Genomic DNA, 18,200 nt, shown 5'->3' on the forward strand with positions numbered 1-18,200 from the left:
GTCTCCTTGGTTACCACAGCTTGCGACGGCCGAAGGTTTTCTTCAAGGACGGCTTGCGCGTCACGCGGAACTCGGAGGGTTCCTTCTTGCCTGCGCCCACGGTCGTCTCCTGCGGGCCGGAGTACTCGGAAAGGCCCTTCCACAAGGCATAGCACATGCCGAGCAGGATGGCGGCAAAAGGCAGGCCCGTTGTGATGGTCGCTGTCTGAAGCGCGGCAAGGCCGCCGCCCAGGAGCAGGGCCGCAGCCACAAAGCCTTCCAGCAGCGCCCAGAACAACCGCGAGAGCACAGGCGGGTCCGGATTGCCGCCGGAGGTTATGATGTCGATGACCATGGAGCCGGAGTCCGACGAGGTGACGAAGAAGGTTATGATCACGACCACACTCAACGCGGATGTAAGCGAGCTCAGCGGGAAGTCTTCCATGAGCACGAACAGCGAGGTGGGGATGTTTTCCTGCACAGCCTTGGCAATGCCGCCGACGCCGAACATCTCGATGTAGAGCGCCGTGTTGCCGAAGATGGTGATCCACAGGAACGTGACCAGGGTGGGCACGAGCAGCACACCCAGCAGGAACTCCCGGATGGTCCGGCCGTAGGAGACGCGGGCGATGAACATGCCCACGAAGGGCGACCAGGCGATCCACCATGCCCAGTAGAAGATAGTCCAGCCGTGCTGCCACTGGGTCTGCTCGTAAGTCTCGTTCCAGGTGGAGAGGGCCGGCAGGTTCTGGATATAGTAGCCGATGTTCTCCAGCACGGCGTTGAGTATGAACAGCGTGGGCCCCACGAGCAGCACGAACAGGGCGAGCAGGCCGGCCAGGGTCAGGTTGATTTCGGAGAGCCGGCGGATGCCCTTGTCCAGTCCGTTGACCACGGACCAGGTGGCCACGGCCGTGATGCAGGCGATGAGAATGACCTGGATGAGCCGCGTCTGGCCGATGCCCAGGAGGTGGTCCAGGCCGGCGTTGACCTGTTGTACGCCCAGACCCAGGGAGGTGGCCACGCCGAAGAGGGTCGCCACTGTGGCCACGATGTCCACGATGTTGCCGGGCCAGCCGTAAATCTTCTCGCCGAAGATGGGATAGAAGGCCGTGCGGATGGACAGGGGCAGCCCCTTGTTGAAAGAGAAGAAGCCCAGGGAAAGTCCGACCACGGCGTAGACCGCCCAGGGGTGCAGTCCCCAGTGGAGGAAGGTGATGTCCATGGCCGTTCGCGCCGCGTCCGGCCCGCCTGCGTGGGAGATGGGGTTGGCCACGTAGTGGAACATGGGCTCGGCCACGCCATAGAAAAGCAGGCCGATGCCCATGCCGGCGGAAAAGAGCATGGAGAACCAGCCAAAGGTGCTGAATTCCGGCCGGGCGTCCGGCCCGCCCAGGCGTATCTCGCCGAATCTGCTCAGAAAAAGCAGGCCCATCACAAACAGGAAGACCACGTTCATGGTCATGATGAAGAACCATCCCGCGTAGAGGGACATGGCCGACTGGAGCTTGGTGAAGGCGTCGCCCACGAATGCCTGGAAGAGGATGGTCCCTGCGACGAAGAAGATGATCACCCCGGCGGCGATGAAAAAGACCTGCGGGTGGATGTCCAGGTGGAACCAGCCCTCCTTCTCTGGGGGGCTCTCGGTTTCGGCGGGTTCAGGAATGTTTTCGTTGGGTTTGGTATCGTCTGGCACGCTCGTCTCCTTGCTGGGGTTGCCCCGGCAGGGGCTCGTTCTTGCCGATTTTGTTCACAAATCGAGGCCGCCGAGTCTAACGAGAATAGCAGAATCATGCTGGCCTGTCAGCCCGCAGCGCTGGAAATCGCGCCTTGTCGGGCGACCGGGGGCTCTCTGGGGAGCCCGAAGGACGGGCCGGGGCTGCGGCGCCGGCTTTTTCGGACAGCGGTTGACAAACACGGTTCGAGCTGTCAGAAAGGTCGGACCAATGGCAAGGGCGGATGTGCTGTTCCCAGAATGCCAACTCGTCTGTCAAGCACGTTGAACATCCATATATAGCCGACCAGGGTGGTGCGTTTTCCCTGTGTGCGCCCCCTTTGTCCGGGTGCAGTGGTCGGCTTCAGGAACCAACAAAAAGGTAAGACCAATTAAAGGTACGACCAATATGGCGACTATCCATACCCATGCGCTCTTCATGCCGGCCAAAAGCGGCCGCAGCAGCGAGGACGTGGCCCTGCAGATCGAGGCCGCCATCCTTGCCGGCAAGATTCTGCCCGGCGAGAGTCTGCCCAGCGAGCGCGAGATGCAGCACCAGTTCCAGGTGAGCCGCGGCGCCGTGCGCGAGGCTCTGCGCGCGCTCAAGGAAAAGGGCATGCTGGATATCCGCAAGGGCGCCAAGGGCGGCGCCTTTGTCAAAGAGGTGGAGGTTTCCAACGTGAGCGCCTCCCTGGCCCTGTTCCTCAAGCAGCACCCCATCGCCCCGGAGCAGCTCATCGAGTTCCGGGAGAACCTGGACCGCACCGTGACCATGCTGGCCATCGCCCGTTCTTCCAAAGGAGACCGCGAGAAGCTGCTGGATGGCGCGCACAAGCTTCAGGACGCTGCGGAAGAGCCCGACCTGGACATGGAGATGCTGGGCGAGATGGACCGCGAGCTCAATCTGCTGCTGGGCCGCATGAGCCACAACCCCATTTTCGAGTGGGTCATGGGCGCGTTGCAGCAGGGCTTCAGCTCCCACGACTACGCCCTGTACGAGGACCCGGATTTCAGACGGCAGACCGTGGACAACTGGGTGGAGACGGCGCGGCAGATCGCCGCCGGCGAGCCCTTGCTCGCGCTCTCCAGCATCAGCAACCACTACGTGCTGCTGCGGCGCTGCGTGGAACGCCGGGCAGGGGACGCAGGCGCGGCCGAGACGGTCCGCGGAACCAGTCCCGATCAGTAGAAACGACCATCAGGTCCCCAACGAGCAATCGGAGGAGATATGAGCAAGCATTACGATTACATTATAGTCGGCGGCGGATCGGCAGGCAGCGTTCTGGCCAACCGTCTGAGCGCTAACCCGGACGTCAAGGTCCTGGTGCTGGAGGCCGGCCGGGTGGACCATCGCTGGGACTTCCGCATCCACATGCCCGCCGCGCTGACCTATCCCCTGGCCGGCAGGTACTACAACTGGTGGTACGAGTCCGAGCCCGAGCCGCACATGAACAATCGCCGCATCTACCAGCCGCGCGGCAAGGTTCTGGGCGGTTCCAGCTGCATCAACGGCATGATCTACATCCGCGGCAACGCCATGGACTACGAGAAGTGGGCCAAAGAGCCGGGGCTGGAGAACTGGGACTACGCCCACTGTCTGCCGTACTTCAAGCGGTTCGAGTACCATCTGAGCGGCGCGGACGAGTACCAGGGCGGCGCAGGCCCGCTCTATCTGACCACGCCCAAGTGCAAGAACCCGTTGTTCGAGGCGTTCTTCGGCGCGGTGCAGGAGGCCGGCTACCCCCTGACCAAGGATGTGAACGGCTACCGCCAGGAGGGCTTCGGCCGCTTCGACGGCACCATCTACCGCAGCCGCCGCTGGAACGCGGCGCGGGCGTACGTCCATCCGGTGAAGTCGCGGCGCAACCTGAAGGTCAAGCTGCACTCCCAGGCGTTGAAGATCCTCTTCTCCGGCAACCGCGCCGTGGGCGTGGAGTATGCCAAGGGCAAACGCGTGCGCAAGGCCTTCGGCAAGGAGATCATCTGCTGCGGCGGAGCCATCAACTCGCCCCAACTCCTGCAGCTTTCGGGCATCGGCAACGGCGAGGAGCTGCGCAAGCTCGGCATCGACGTGGTGCGCGACCTGCCCGGCGTGGGCGAGAATCTGCAGGACCACCTGGAGCTTTACGTGCAGTACGCCTGCAAGGAGCCCGTGAGCATGTACCCGGCGTTGAAGTGGCAGAACCAGCCCATGATCGGCCTGAAGTGGCTCTTCGGCCGGACCGGCGCCGCGGCCACCAACCACTTCGAGGCCGGCGGCTTCATCCGCTCTAACGATGAGGTGGCGTACCCCAACCTGCAGTACCACTTCCTGCCCATCGCCATCCGCTACGACGGCTCGGTGGCCCAGGGCGGGCACGGCTACCAGGTTCACGTGGGCCCCATGAACACCGACGTGCGCGGCCACGTGAAGCTGAAGTCCAGCGATCCCAAGGAGTACCCCGAGATCTTCTTCAACTACCTCTCCACGGAGCAGGAGCGTCAGGACTGGATCGACGCCATCCGCGTCACCAGGAAGATCATGACCCAGCCCGCCTTCGACCGTTTCCGCGGCGATGAGCTGGCGCCGGGCGAGAACGTGCAGACCGACGAGGAGATTCTGGACTTCGTGGCGCGCGAAGGCGAAAGCGCCTACCACCCGAGCTGCACCTGCAAGATGGGCACGGACGAGATGGCCGTGGTGGACGCCGACCTCAAGGTCCACGGCGTGGACGGCCTGCGCGTGGTGGACGCCTCGGTCATGCCGTACGTCACCAACGGCAACATCTACTCCCCGGTGATGATGATCGCCGAGAAGTCCGCGGACATCATTCTGGGCAACACGCCGCTGGAGCCCCTGGACCATGCATTCTACAAGCACGAGCAGGCCGGAAAATCCGCTCCGGCCGAAGGGTAACGAGCCATGATCCGCAAGAAAATGTACATCGACGGCGAGTGGGTGGAGGCGCGCTCCGGCGCGGTCAGGCAGTCCATCAATCCCTGCGACGGCCAGCCCATTGCCGAGGTGCCGGAAGGGGGACGCGAGGACGCACAAGCCGCCATTGCCGCGGCTAGGCGCGCATTCGATCATGACGGCTGGCCCCAGACCCCGGCGGCCGAGCGCGGAGCCATGCTCTACAAGCTCTCGGAGCTCATCGTCCGCGACAAGGAGGAGCTGGCGCAGTTGGAGACCCTGGACACGGGCAAGACCCTGGAGGAGTCCCGCTGGGACATGGATGATATCGCCGGCATCTTCCGTTACTTCGCCGGCCTGGCCGACAAGGACGGCGGCGAGGTCATCGACTCGCCCATTCCGGACTCCACCAGCACCGTCATCCGCGAGCCCGTGGGCGTGTGCGGGCAGATATCGCCGTGGAACTACCCGCTCCTGCAGGCCTCGTGGAAGATGGCCCCGGCCCTGGCCGCTGGCTGCACCATCGTTATGAAGCCCAGCGAGATCACCCCGCTGACCACCATCAAGGTCACGGAGCTGGCCGAGGAGGCCGGCTACCCCAAGGGCGTGGTCAACCTGGTGCTCGGCCCCGGCGCTAGCGTGGGCGACGAGCTGTCATCAAACCATGATGTGGACCTGATATCCTTCACCGGCGGCATCGTCACCGGCAAGAAGATCATCCAGGCGGCCAGCACCAATGTGAAGAAGATCGCGCTGGAGCTGGGCGGCAAGAACCCCAATATCATCTTTGCCGACGCCGACTTTGACACGGCCGTGGACTACGCCCTCAACGGCGTGTTCTTCCACGCCGGGCAGATCTGCTCGGCCGGCGCCCGCGTCATGGTGGAAGATCCCATCTACGACAAGTTCGTGGCCGCGCTCAAGGCGCGCATGGAAAAGATCGTGGTGGGCAAGTGGACCGACGAGAAAACCCAGATGGGGCCGCTCATCTCGGCCCAGCACCTGGCCAAGGTAAAGGGATACGTCGAGATCGGGCAGCAGGAGGGCGCGAAACTTCTGCTGGGCGGAAATCTCCCTGAAGATCCGGAGCTCAGGAACGGGTACTTCTATATGCCCACCCTCTTTGCCGACTGCACCAACGACATGCGCATCGTGCAGGAAGAGGTCTTCGGCCCGGTCATCACCGTGGAGCGTTTCAGCACGGAAGACGAGGCGGTAGAGCGCGCCAACAGCACCGTCTACGGCTTGTCCGCCGGCTTCTGGACCCGCGACCCGGACCGCATCCAGCGCGTCTCGCGCGCCCTGCGCTTCGGCACCGTGTGGGTCAACGACTTCAACGTCTACTTCGTGCAGGCCCCCTGGGGCGGCTACAAGCAGTCCGGCATGGGCCGGGAGCTGGGCCGCATCGGCCTGGAGGAGTACACCGAGGTCAAACACATCTACCAGAACCACAAGACACAGGCCCTGAACTGGTTCGGGGCCTAGCGCCCCGAGCTCACGCAGGGGTACTTCGGGAGCGCCGGCCGTGCGGCCGGCTGACTCCAGAACCTGAACCAAGGAGTTGCGATGTCTGGTTACGCGAAAAAAATTCTGACTGTTGTTCTGGCCCTGACCCTGTCCGTGGTCTTCTTCTGCGGATCGGCCATGGCCGAGAAAAAGGAAATCCGCTTTGTCTACGTCGGCTGGACCGGCGTGACCATCAAGACCGAGCTGGCCAAAACCATCCTGGACTGCCTGGGCTACGAGACCGAGTCCAACCTGGTCTCCGTGCCCATCGCTTACAAGGCCATGGCTCTGAACGAGTCCGATATTTTTCTGGGCAACTGGATGCCCTCCATGAAGTCGGTGGCCGACCCGTTCTTCAAGGATGGCAGCGTGGTGCAGTACGTGGCCAACATGCCCGGCGCCAAGTACACCCTGGCCGTGCCCACCTATGAGTACGAGGCCGGCCTGCAAAGCTTCGAGGATATCGCCAAGTTCGGCGACAAGCTCGACTGGAAGATCTACGGCATCGAAGAAGGCAACGACGGCAACCAGATCATCCAGGCTATGATCGACAAGGATATGTACGGCCTGGGCAAGTTCGAGCTTGTGCCCTCCAGCGAGCCGGCCATGCTCATGCAGGTGCAGTCCTACGCCAAGGACAAGCAGTGGATCGTGTTCCTCGGCTGGGCCCCCCACAGCATGAACGAACGCATCGACATGAAGTACCTCAAGGGCAGCACGGCCGAAACCTTCGGCGAAAACGACGGCACCGCCACCGTGTACACCAACATCCGCAAAGGCTTTGCCGACGAACACCCCAATGTTGCAAAGCTCCTGCAGAACCTGAAGTTCCCTGTGCCCATGATGAACCAGATCATGCTCGCCATGCATCAGGACCAGGACCTGAAAGCCAAGGATGCCGGCATCGCCTGGCTGAAAAAGAACCCCGACACCTACAAGGGCTGGCTCGACGGCGTGACCACTGCCGACGGCAAACCGGCTCTGCCCGCATTCGAAGAATGCCTCTCAGGGATGTAAGCCCGCTAAAGCTACCCTTCTTCGGGATATAATCACCTGGACTGAACGCCGGGGAGCAGAGCGCTCTCCGGCGTTTGGTTCTTGTGGAGGTGTTGCCCTAAGGTTTAGCCGAGGGCTCTGCCCTCGGGCACCCGCCAGGGAGCTTAGCTCCCTGGACCCATATAATGGGGTCCGGGGACCAGTTGTCCCCGGCAGGAGGCGTGGGGGGCAGTATAAGCGTCCCCCGCACCGTCGGGAGCCCTTTTCAGCAACAAGGGGAACGCGGATTCGTGTTATAAAGGGATTTAGGCTACGAGGAAGGGCAAATAGGAAAGCATGTTAAAAAAAGCAGTGCAGAAGGTTAAAAAGCCATGCCTGAAGCGATCTGGGGCGTTTTCTCAATTCTCGTGACGTATCTCGTATACACCCTCGGGGAGTTGGTCGCTGTTGGCATCGTCTTCCTGGTGGTGTGGACCGTGCTGGACTGGACAGTCGTCACTGCACTCTACAAGAGAGTGGTGTGGAAACGGTTGGCTCATGAGAATGGGAAGGACGCCAAGGACCTGCATGATCTGATAATGCGAGACAAACTGCTGTCCTACGAGGCGTTGATGGATCTGCTGGGGAATGATCGGCTAGACTTCGTATATCGCGTCCGAAACCATGAGTTGCCTCGGCATCTGAGGTTCCTCGGACATCGGGTGCTATTTCCGCCCAAGTGGTTCGAAAAGCTGCTGAGCAGATGTTCCGTGCAAAAGAAGCACTTCCGGCAGTATGTTTTCTGCAAGCATTGCCGTTTCTTAGACGATGATATCGAGATCGGCGAGTTGGCAACAGAGGTGGATAGCATCCTGAGGCAAAGGAATGTCCGTGAAGTTGTTGAGTTGCTTGAAGATTATTTGTTGTTGCACAGGCATGCCGGGATCAAGACGTTGCGGGAATGGGCTCCTACTCTTCACCAGCCCTAATATAAGGGTCAAGGGAGCCGTGCTCCCTTGTGGGTGTCCGAGGGCAAGGCCCTCGGGAACTTGGACAGATGGGTGTTCGCGTTGCGGCGGGTTTTCAGGTAGAGGGGGCAAAAAAGAGAGCATCCCCATGGAATACGTCGCCATACTGTTCATCTGCTTTTTCAGCCTGCATGTCTTCTGGCGCAAAGCCAAGAGCGCCAAGCCGGAGATGGCCCTGGACCAGAAGCCGCAGCGCGAAGCCACGTTCCAGATCGCCGATGTGGACGCGTTCCTGAAACGGCTCATCAACCAAGCCAAGTGGGCGGACTACGCTCTGGAAATCGAGCGGAAAGACGAGGGGAAGCTTGTGTTCAGCGACGCCCCGGACACCCTTTCCTTCGGCTTCTTCTACTCGGTCGTGCTGGGCCCCACCCTGGACGGGACGACCACAGTCACCGTGGGCATCACCTCGCGCGTCATGAAGATGGAAATCGTGGCCGCGCGCAAGTTCGAAAAGTTCACCAAGCTCGTGGATGAATGCCTCACCGAGGGTGACGGCGCCTCCCAATAGGCCTGTGCGGGTGACGCTGTCCCTCACGCCCCCTGCCGGGGACCACTGGTCCCCGGACCCCATGTTATGGGTCCAGGGAGCAGTGCTCCCTGGTGGGAGTTCGAGGGTGAAACCCTCGAAAACCATTTTCCTTCTTCTCTCCTAAAAATAATAGCTCAGCCAGCAGTAGACGCTGTCCGGTGGCCGGAGGTCGAAGTCGGCGCCGGAAGGGACCACGCCGCCGTACTCGGTGCGGCGGGCGCCGGCTGCGATGTTGCCGCCCAGGAGCATGTCGATGTTGTCGGTGATGGACCAGACAAAGCGCGGCTGGAACAGGGCCGAGGGGTCGGCGGCGTTGACGATGGTGGTGACGTAGAAGTTGAGCAGCGGGTGGAGCTCCACATTGAGGTTGGTGGCCACGTAGACCGGGCCGAGGGTGAAGAGCTCGCCGCGGGCGATGCGCTCGGTGTAGACCGGATCGTCCAGGGTGGCGGGGTAGTTGGTGTCGGCCAGGGTGTTGAGGTAGGCCTCGACGTAGCCGTACCAGTTCTTGCCGAACCAGACCCAGGAGTAGTCCATGTTCGCCACCAGGGCGAGATAGCCGTAGCGGCCGCGGCTTTCCTCGTGCAGGAAGGTCCAGGTGGCGCTGGTGCGCCAAGCCGCGTCGCCCCAGTAGCCGGTAGCACCAAGGCCGAGCACGAAGTCCTGGTAGTGCTTGGCGGCCATCAGATCCCACTCGATATGCTGCCAGGTGGCGTGCAGCTTCCCGCCTAAGGATGCGTCATCCCAGAGCACCTTGTGGGAGTCCGGGTCGCGCCGCGGCACGCCCACCAGCTCCAGACCGCCGATGCCGGCGTCAGCCTGCACATAGGCGAGGTCGTCGCCCAGCTTGTAGTCGCGGATCACGTCGGTGGGGGCAAAGGGGTTGAGCAGGTCCATGGGGTTGAAGAGGAAGCCGTTGCCCCAGGTAACGGCCTGGCGGCCCAGGCGGACCATGCGGATGGGCCCGGACAGCGGCATGAAGCTCAGGTTCAGGCGGTCGAAGCGCTGCTGGATGTAGAGGTCGTCGTTTTCCTCGATGAACCAGGTGAGGTCCATGAACCGGCGGTCGTCGTTGATGGCCGTGCCCAGGCCCAGGCCGCGGGTGGACGAGCCGGCTGTGGACGCCCCGCCGCCGCTCCCGCTGAGCTGGGAGCTGATACGGCGGGTGTCTCCGCCCACAAGAAAGTTCTCAAAGTGGGCCTCGAAGGCGGCCCAGTTCTCGTAGTAGAGGTTGGCCTTGAGCCGCAGCTCGGCCTGGCCGTCGAGCAGGGCGGATTGCGTCTGCTGCCCCAGGATAGAGTCCGGCAGGGCGTAGCCCATGGAACCGTAGAGCTTGACGTGGCCGCCGAGCTGGAGGTCGAAACCGTCGGTCCAGGATTTTTTTTCGGGAGATGCGACTTCGGCAGCGACCTGGGTGGCGTTGGACTCCTGGGGCGATGGGCTGGCGGACGTGCTGTTTGAGGACGTGGCGTTGCTGTTATCCGTGGTCGCGGCCGTCGCATTCACCGCCGCATTGCCCGCACCCCTATCCCCGACGGCCAGCGCCGGAGTCGCCAGCAACAGAGGCAACAACAGCGCCGCACAGAGGACCGCAGCGCAATGCATGGCGGCGCGCCGGATCACACGCCGACCTTTTCGCGCACCTCGTCACCCACGATGCGGCCGTCCTTGAGCCGCACCAGCCGCCTGGCGTGTTCCATGACCATGTCGTCGTGGGTGGAGAAGATGAAGGTGACGCCCTTGTTCTCGTTCATGTCGTGCATCATCTCCAGCAGCCCTTCGCCGGTGGTGGAGTCCAGGTTGGCCGTGGGCTCGTCGGCCAGCACAATGGCCGGGTCGGAGACGATGGCGCGGGCCACGGCCACGCGTTGCTGCTGCCCGCCGGAGAGTTCGGTCGGCCGGCGGTTGTACATGTTGGCCAGTCCCACGTCGTCCAGGATGGCGCGGGCCTTGTCGCGACGCTCATTTTCCGCAACGCCCTGCAGCAGCATGACGAACTCCACGTTCTCCTGGGCCGAGAGCACCGGGATGAGATTGTAGGCCTGGAAGATGAAGCCGATCTTCTTGAGCCGCATGTCGGCCAGGTCGCCCTGGCTCAGGCCGTTGAGCTCATGCCCGTCCACGACCACGGTGCCGGTGTCGGGCCGGTCCAGGCCGCCGATCATGTTGAGCAGGGTGGTTTTGCCCGAGCCGGAAGGCCCGGCCAGGGCCACGAATCCGCCGGAATCGATGGTCAGACTGACCTTGTCCAGGGCGTGCACCTTGGTCTGCCCCTGCGTATAGACCTTGGATAACTCGTGACATGCAACAATGCTCATGGCGTTTCTCCGCTGCCCGCGTCAGGTGTGGGTCAGGGCCTCCACCGGGGTGAAGCGCGCGGCCTTCACCGCCGGATACACGCTGACCAGCGCGCCCAGGACGAATACAAGAAGGTTGGCCGCCACCACGTTGTTGAGCGTGATGACGGGGTAAACCACCCGCGACATGCCGAAATACTGGGAGCCGCGGGCAAAAGCCGAAAAATCGATGCCCGTGTGGGACAGGGCGGCCACGCTGGCAAAGCCCAGGAGATTGCCGCCGATCATGCCGATGACCAGGAGCAGCACGGCCTCGGCCAGCACCAGGCGCACGATCCACCATGGCTTCATGCCCAGCGCCTTGAGCAGGCCGAACTCCCGGATGCGCTCCAGCACGGCCATGAGGATGGTGTTCACGATGCCGAAGCCCATGGCGATGAAGACCACGAGGTACCAGAGGTACATGTACGTATCCACGTTGCCCAGATAGGCGGAGATCAGCGGCAGCAGCTCTTTCCAGGTATCCACCTCGTAGGCCGTGCCCGGGTCGTCCTGTTTCAGTGCCGCGGATATCTTCTGGGCCACGGGCGCGCTCTGGCTGATGTCCGGCAGGAGCACGGCGAACTCGGAGATCTGCTTGTCCAGGCCGAGCATGTCACGCGCCGCCGGGATGGAGACAAAGACGTAGCCCTTTTCCGTGGCCTCCAGCTCCGCCGTGTAGATGCCTTTTATCCGGAAGGCGCGGGAGGCGATCTCGCCCGAGGTGTCCTGGGCCATGAGCACCATCTTCTTGCCCACGCCGGTGTCGAAGTCCTTGGCCAGAGCGCGGCCCACCACGATGGCATAGGGGTCGTCCTTGCCGAGCATTGCGCCTTCCGCCAGGGCCTTGGGTCCAAAAAATGAGACAGCGGCCTCGCGCTCCGGGTCCACGCCCACGATGTTCACGCCGGCCGTGTCGCGCGCCGTGTTCACCACGCCGTCCATGCGGATGCGCATGGTCCAGTGGCTGCCCTGGGGCAGGGTCTCGCGCAGCGCATTTTCCACCGGCGCGCCATCGGGCATGGCGTTCTGGATCACGGGATCATCCCGGAACCCTTGCGCATGCACCTGGATATGGCCGGTGAGGGTGTTGATGGCGTTGTGCATCATGCTGTCCAGCATGCCCATCATGAACGCGGTGAAGAATATGAGGCTCCAGACGCCGACCAGGATGGCGGCCAGCAGCACAAAGGTGCGCTTGGGGTTGCGCCAGAGGTTACGCCAGGCCATTTGGAAAAACATAGAGTCCTCGCCGGATCAGACAGTGGCCAGCGCGTCCACCGGTTTGATGGAGCGGACCTTGAAGGCCGGGAACAGGGCCGTGACAAAGGTGATGACCAGCACGATGCCCGGCCCCACGGTGAGCGGAATGAGGCTGAGCCTGGGGTAGAGCCGCTCCGGGATGCCATACTGCTGGGCCATCTGCTGCACGCTTTCGCCCAGGGGAATGCCGTAGTGCTCGAAGAAGATGGTGACGCCCACGCCCAGGGCGAATCCGGCGGCCACCCCGGCCAGGGTCAGGAAGGTGGACTCCATGAGCAGCAGCTTGGTGAGCTTGCCGGGCCGGGTGCCCAGAGCCATGAGCACGCCGAACTCGCGCGTGCGCTCGAACACGGCCATGAGAAAGGTGTTCAGGATGCTGAAGGCGACCACCACGGAGAGCATGATGTACATGATGACGCCGCTGATGAAGTCCAAAGAAATGGACTCCTGCAGGCCGGGCATGAGCTCGTCCCAGGTGAGGGCGGTCAGGGGCGGATCATTTTGGACAGAGCCCAGCTTTGCGGTCAGCGCCTGCTCCACGTCGGGCACGACATCCAGGGAATCCGCCACGACAACCATTCTGTGCACGGCGCCGCGCATGGCAAACGTGTCCTGGAAGTTTTTGAGCGGCACCTGGATGGAGGAACGGTCGAACTCGTCCTGGCCCGAGGAATAGATGCCTTTCACGGTGTAGATCATGGCGGCGATGGAGCCGTCACGGCCGTTGCCTAGCATCACGATCTCGTCGCCCAGCCCGATCTTGAGGTTCTTGGCCAGCAGACGGCCCACCAATGCCTGGGGGCCATCGTCCGGGGAGAGGTACTCGCCCTCGCGGATGATGGACTTGAGCGTGGAGACGCGGGCCTCGGCCTCGGGATCGATGCCCACGACCATGCCGCCGTAGGTGCGCTGGTCCGAGGAGAGCAGGGCAAAGCCGTTGGCGCGCGGGGCGTAGGCCTTCACACCGGGGATGGAGTCCAATAATCTGGACACCTGGTCCGGGTGCTCCACCACCTGCCACATCTTGTGATCCTTGTGATAGCCCGTGGCCTGCACCTGGATGTGGCCGGTGCGGATGGTCACGGCGTTCTCGATCATGGCGTGGTAGGTGCCCATCTGGAAGGAGAGCATGAACACGAGCAGGGCCACGGCGAATGCGATGGCCGTCATGGTCAGCACGGAACGCCGCGGGTTGCGCCAGATGTTGCGCCAGCCCATCCGCGATTCAATGGACATGGGATGCTACCTCAGCGGCCGCTTGAGCGCTTGCACGGTGAAGAGGTCATCGGACAGGTCCACGTCGAAGTGCAGCTCCTTGTAGTCCAGCACGGTGTACTCGTCCGTGACGTCGGTCTTGTGCATCTTCCAGACCGTGGGGTAGAGCTTGCCGCCCATCTCGCTGATCTTCAGCATCTCCAGTATCTTCACGGACTGCATGTCCTCGTCGAAGAACTCCTGGGAGATGTAGATGTCGTCCTCGCGGACCTTGAGCACCTGCTTGCCCCAGACCACGGGCGCGTGCGGCTTGGGGATGGACTCGATGACGTACACGGTCTTGCCCTCGTGCTGCTCCTGACCGATGATTGTGTGGGTGTAATCCGTAAGGATGGTGTCGGACTTGGCAAGGTCGTTATTGGAGAAGTCCGAGCCCATCCACGACTGCGACATCATGGACGGCGGGATCTTGATCACGCGGTTGATCTTGGGGTTGTAGGTCCACATCTCGTGGCCCAGCTTGAGCGTGCCGTTGTCCTTGTCCTTGGCCGGCTCGATGATCTTGAAGATGCTGTCCTCCACGCCGCGGGTCCAGGCCTTGATGGTCATGGACCGCTCCCAGCTGGGGCGGTGGATGGTCATGTCCACCACGGAGACGGAGGTCCTGCCGCGCAGGTAGTCGTGCGCGCGCTGCACCAGCTCGTCGGCGGTGACGGCGGAGGCGGTCTGCGCCCCGAGGATCAGGGCGGCCGCAGCCAGTAGGATGGAAGAAATCCGAATGCGCATACGTGTGCTCCAGAAAATCAGGCTTGGGGGATAAGCCCCGTGAGCATTGCGTCGAGAAAACCGCGGTTCACGCTTTCCACGTCCAGGTCCGTAAACATCCAGGCCTGCAGGCCCAGGGCGTCCCACATGCCGACCAGGGCGGTGGCCACAGCCTCGACATCCACGCCGGGGCGAATTTCGCCGTGCTCCTGGCCCTGGTGCAGAATGTCGGCGATGAACTCCCGGTACTGGAGATAGCCCTGGCGGAAGGCGGCCATGAGCCGGTCGCGCATGGGGGAGGTGCCGGCAGCGGCCCAGAACTCCAGGGTCAGGCTGTACGCCTCGCTGGTATGGTTGATCCACGCCACGAAAGCCTCGGAAAAGACGCGCAGCTGCTCCACAGCGCTTCCGCCGGGATGCTGGGTGGCCAGATCCTCGGCGAGCTGGCCCATGAGCAGCTCGAAGACGGCAAGGAAGATGTCCTCCTTGCTGTCAAAATACTCGTACACCGTGCCCTTGCCCACGTCGGCGCTGGCGGCGATGCCCGCCACGGTGGCGCCGGCGAACCCGCGTTCCGCGAACACGGCGGCTGCGGCCTGGATGATGGCCTCGCGCTTGGCGCTTTTTCTGTCCTGTGTAGTGCTGGAACCCATACTGTTTTCTACCCTTTTTCTAACCGACCGACCGGTCGGTCAATTCAAGAATGTGGCAGAACCACCTGCGTGTCAAGCAGGATCGTGCACAAAAAAGTGTACCCGGGGATCAGAAGGAGGAGGGAGCCGAAGACCGTTTGGATATGTCGTAATGACAATACTAGTAATACACAATTCCGCCATATGATTGCAAAAAATGTACAGTAGGTATAACCTGAAAGTTTGAGGGGTGGATCAATTTTCAAAAATGTATGTGCGATATCGAACACGAGGAAGGGGACATCGTGATCTCATCAATTAAAACAAAGCTTGTATTTCTCATTGCCATTATCTCGATGGTGTTCATTGCGGGGTTTGCCATGCTCTTCCGCAATGCCTCGGAAATGTCCGAGGAGTATAAAGCAGAAGTCATGCAGAAGGTCGAGCAGCGCATCGGAATCGAGCGCGAGAAGATCAGCTCGTACATGGAGCTGATGGAAGACAAGGCCAAAGACATGGCGCTGGCCGGCGAGTCGTTCTACAATATCGCCAAGGCAAGCGGGAATACGAACCTGGACGATGTGAATGCATTTGTCACAACATTCGTTCAGGAGTTCAAAAACGCCATTGGGGCCGGGTTGTGGTACGATCCGCATGTCTATCTGCCGGATCAGAAGTATCTCGGCCTGTACGCGTACTGGGATAACGGCAAGGTCGTATTCACCACGGAATACAACACCGAGGAGTACGACTATCCCAACCAGGAGTGGTACACCTCGGCCATTCCCAAAAGCTGGCCGCGGGATAAACCGCTGCCCCAGCGCATCCACTGGTCCGAGCCGTACTTCGACGCCGCCGGCTCCATGGCGCTCATGGTCACGGTCTCGAGCGTCATGTACGGCGCAGACGGCACCATCATCGGCATGTCCACGGCCGATCTGAGCATGGAGAACCTGAGCGCGCAGGTGCAGGCCATCAAGCCCACGCCCTCGTCCATGGCCTTTGCCGTGGAGACCGGGAGCGGCTCTCTGACCGCGCATTCCACGGACCAGGACATGGTGCTCAAGCCCGTGACAGAGCTGCCTTTTGGCAGGGACCTGCCCACGCCGGATAAGCTCGGCGCCGGCGAGATGGTCGAGATCGAGCAGACCATCGACGGCCGCGACCAGATCGTCTTCTACACCATCACCAACACCGGCATGGGCCTCGGCGTGGTGGTTCCCAAGGACGAGCTCTTCGCCAAGCAGCAGGGACTGGCGGACTTCAACACGACCATCGCCGTGATCGTGGGCGCCGCCGTGCTGGGCCTGATCATTCTGGCGTATTTCCTGCTCAACCGCTGGGTGGTCGCGCCCATCAAGTCGCTTGTGGACTACTCCCGCCAAGTTGCCTGCGGCAAGCTGGACGCCAGCTGCTCCCACAAGCTGGAGGCCGAGATGGCCCAGCTCCACGAGGCCATGGTGGGCATGGTCGGCTCGCTGGAAGAGATGATGGGCGAGGCCAACACGCGGACCGAGGAGGCGCGCCGGCTCTCGGACGAGGCGGCCGCGGCGCGCGACACGGCCGAGGAGGCCACGCGCCAGGCGCAGCGTGCTCGTCAGGACGGCCTGCTGGAAGCGGCCGACAAGCTGGATCAGGTGGTGCACGTGGTTTCTTCGGCGTCCACGGAGCTGGCGCATCAGATCGATGAGTCGCGGAACGGCGCGAATGCGCAGTCCACCAGGATCAGCGAGACAGCCACGGCCATGGAGCAGATGTCCTCATCCATCGTGGAGATCGCCAGGAACGCCGAGCAGTCCGCGGTGACCTCCGACGCCACCCGCTCTTCCGCAGACGACGGCTCCAACCAGGTGCAGTCGGTAAAGAGCAACGTGGATGAGATCGCGTCCACATTCCAATCGCTGTACGAGTCCGTCTCCGACCTCAACGTGAAGGCCGAGGGCATCGGCGCTATCGCCCAGACCATCGAGGACATCGCCGACCAGACCAACCTGCTGGCGCTCAACGCGGCCATCGAGGCGGCGCGTGCCGGAGATGCTGGACGCGGCTTCGCCGTGGTCGCAGACGAGGTGCGCAAGCTGGCCGAGAAGACTATGACCGCCACCAAGGAGGTAGGCGGCTCCATTTCCGGCATCCAGAACGGCGTGGAGCACACCCTGGGCAGTATGGACTCGGCCAAGCAGATCATTGAGAAGTCATCCGGCGAGGCGGACGAGGCCGGCAGGCTGTTGCACGAGATCGTCCGGAACGCCATGACCTCGTCCGACCAGATCCGCGCCATCGCGACCTCCTCGGAGGAGCAGGCGAGTGTGACCGAGGAGATCGGCCGCTCCATCGATGACGTAAACGCCATCTCCGCCAAGACGGCGGATGCCATGAGCGAGGCGGCCCAGGCCGTGTCCGAGCTCAACGAGCAGGCCCTGGCGCTGAAAAAGCTCATCGATGAGCTGCGCAACGAGGGACGCGTCTAACGCGGTATCCGACCGGCGCAACAACATACACCGGCACGACCGCCGCTCGCGAAGGGACAGCTCCTTTGCGGGCGGCGGTCTCGTTTTTTCAGCCTCCGGCGTGCGGTCGCAGCGGCGTCCATGCTCCCCATAGAAGGCAGAAAGCGTGCACAACGAAGGGGTGTCTATATGGCCTGGTAATTCTGCGAGTAACGACATGATGTTATGGACGACGGTCCGGCAAATTGCTACGTTCCCCCGAGAAATATCACGTCGTTTCCTGCGGGGATTGCGTTTCCCGCTGTGATGAACCTCGCCAGGATGTGGTCCGTACCGTCAAGCAAGAGGGCTGATGAGAATGAAAGTGTACGATTTCAAGACGCGGCTGTGCTATCTGCCGTTCGCTGCGGCGGCAGCCCTTGTCGCATTCGTGTTGTTTGTCATTCCAACGCCGCCGCTCTCTGAAATACGTCTGACGGACTGGATTTCCTTTCTTGTCTTTGTGGGCGTCGTATTCACCGCCGGGTATGTGAGCTACCGCTTCATTGTCAGTGGCATCGTGATCAAGAATGATCGCGTGGCCATGGATTACATGACGCGGACAAAGCTGCTGGATGTACGGCATCTTGAGGAGGTCCACGGTCTCAATGCGTTATGCATGGGATTGCTCAAGATACACTATGGCGGCGAGACCGTGTACGCGGCCGTGATGATACCGTTCTGGCGCGAGGGCGCATCCGATTCCTTCGAGCGTCTGGTGGATGCGCTGGGGTATCGTACGGCGCCGTTCCAGAACGGAGCGATGCTGGCGAAGGACAACGCGCCGCAAGGCGTCCGGCCAGCAGCCGAGGACGGCGGCGAGTTCCCGGACCTTTTCGACCCCCTGCCCGACGAGCCGCACGAAAAGTAGCA

15 protein-coding genes are annotated in these 18,200 nt (G+C 62.3%); 8 read left to right on the forward strand and 7 right to left on the reverse strand.

Going from position 1 to position 18,200, the window contains the following annotated elements:
* Positions 1-10: 10 nt before the first annotated feature.
* On the reverse strand, positions 11-1,675 hold the full coding sequence (locus E8L03_RS18720) for a BCCT family transporter (protein ID WP_235896704.1): 1,665 nt from the start codon (positions 1,673-1,675) through the stop codon (positions 11-13).
* A gap of 427 nt (positions 1,676-2,102) precedes the next feature.
* Between E8L03_RS18720 and E8L03_RS18725 the strand changes: the two genes are divergently transcribed.
* The 6 genes from E8L03_RS18725 (at position 2,103) to E8L03_RS18750 (ending at position 8,606) form a co-directional block, all read left to right on the forward strand.
* Positions 2,103-2,882: a FadR/GntR family transcriptional regulator gene (locus E8L03_RS18725; protein ID WP_171268169.1), complete on the forward strand. Its 780-nt coding sequence runs from the start codon at positions 2,103-2,105 to the stop codon at positions 2,880-2,882.
* Positions 2,883-2,921: 39 nt separating this feature from the next.
* Positions 2,922-4,589: a choline dehydrogenase gene (betA, locus tag E8L03_RS18730; protein WP_171268170.1), complete on the forward strand. Its 1,668-nt coding sequence runs from the start codon at positions 2,922-2,924 to the stop codon at positions 4,587-4,589.
* A gap of 6 nt (positions 4,590-4,595) precedes the next feature.
* Positions 4,596-6,071 carry a betaine-aldehyde dehydrogenase gene (gene betB / locus E8L03_RS18735; RefSeq protein WP_171268171.1) on the forward strand — a complete coding sequence of 492 codons (1,476 nt, stop codon included), beginning with the start codon at positions 4,596-4,598 and terminating at the stop codon, positions 6,069-6,071.
* An 81-nt stretch (positions 6,072-6,152) separates the two neighbouring features.
* Positions 6,153-7,109: an ABC transporter substrate-binding protein gene (locus tag E8L03_RS18740; RefSeq protein WP_171268172.1), complete on the forward strand. Its 957-nt coding sequence runs from the start codon at positions 6,153-6,155 to the stop codon at positions 7,107-7,109.
* Between the two features lie 350 nt (positions 7,110-7,459).
* Positions 7,460-8,056 carry a hypothetical protein gene (locus E8L03_RS18745; RefSeq protein WP_171268173.1) on the forward strand — a complete coding sequence of 199 codons (597 nt, stop codon included), beginning with the start codon at positions 7,460-7,462 and terminating at the stop codon, positions 8,054-8,056.
* A gap of 127 nt (positions 8,057-8,183) precedes the next feature.
* The gene (locus E8L03_RS18750; RefSeq protein WP_144306567.1) at positions 8,184-8,606 is read left to right on the forward strand and encodes a hypothetical protein; all 423 of its coding nucleotides are present in this window, start codon (positions 8,184-8,186) and stop codon (positions 8,604-8,606) included.
* Between the two features lie 141 nt (positions 8,607-8,747).
* On the opposite strand, the gene E8L03_RS18755 is transcribed toward E8L03_RS18750, so the two are convergent.
* From E8L03_RS18755 to E8L03_RS18780, 6 genes are all read right to left on the reverse strand, one after another.
* Positions 8,748-10,133 (reverse strand): hypothetical protein, encoded by a 1,386-nt coding sequence (locus E8L03_RS18755; RefSeq protein WP_171268174.1) that lies wholly within the window; start codon positions 10,131-10,133, stop codon positions 8,748-8,750.
* Positions 10,134-10,246: 113 nt separating this feature from the next.
* Positions 10,247-10,945: an ABC transporter ATP-binding protein gene (locus tag E8L03_RS18760; RefSeq protein ID WP_144306565.1), complete on the reverse strand. Its 699-nt coding sequence runs from the start codon at positions 10,943-10,945 to the stop codon at positions 10,247-10,249.
* Between the two features lie 21 nt (positions 10,946-10,966).
* A complete protein-coding gene (locus E8L03_RS18765; protein ID WP_171268175.1) occupies positions 10,967-12,205 on the reverse strand; it encodes an ABC transporter permease in 1,239 nt (412 codons plus the stop codon).
* Between the two features lie 15 nt (positions 12,206-12,220).
* Positions 12,221-13,462, reverse strand: a complete 1,242-nt coding sequence (locus E8L03_RS18770) for an ABC transporter permease (protein ID WP_216367917.1) — start codon at positions 13,460-13,462, stop codon at positions 12,221-12,223.
* A gap of 6 nt (positions 13,463-13,468) precedes the next feature.
* Positions 13,469-14,227 (reverse strand): outer membrane lipoprotein-sorting protein, encoded by a 759-nt coding sequence (locus E8L03_RS18775; RefSeq protein WP_171268176.1) that lies wholly within the window; start codon positions 14,225-14,227, stop codon positions 13,469-13,471.
* 17 nt (positions 14,228-14,244) lie between these two features.
* A complete protein-coding gene (locus E8L03_RS18780) occupies positions 14,245-14,859 on the reverse strand; it encodes a TetR/AcrR family transcriptional regulator (RefSeq protein ID WP_171268177.1) in 615 nt (204 codons plus the stop codon).
* A 410-nt stretch (positions 14,860-15,269) separates the two neighbouring features.
* On the opposite strand from E8L03_RS18780, the gene E8L03_RS18785 reads away from it, so the two are divergent.
* Complete coding sequence (locus E8L03_RS18785; protein WP_171268178.1) at positions 15,270-17,309, forward strand: methyl-accepting chemotaxis protein; 2,040 nt, start codon at positions 15,270-15,272, stop codon at positions 17,307-17,309.
* A 331-nt stretch (positions 17,310-17,640) separates the two neighbouring features.
* Positions 17,641-18,198, forward strand: a complete 558-nt coding sequence (locus tag E8L03_RS18790; RefSeq protein WP_171268179.1) for a hypothetical protein — start codon at positions 17,641-17,643, stop codon at positions 18,196-18,198.
* The last annotated feature ends 2 nt before the right edge of the window (positions 18,199-18,200 follow it).

This window comes from Oceanidesulfovibrio marinus (genome assembly GCF_013085545.1).
GTDB classification, from domain to species: domain Bacteria; phylum Desulfobacterota; class Desulfovibrionia; order Desulfovibrionales; family Desulfovibrionaceae; genus Oceanidesulfovibrio; species Oceanidesulfovibrio marinus.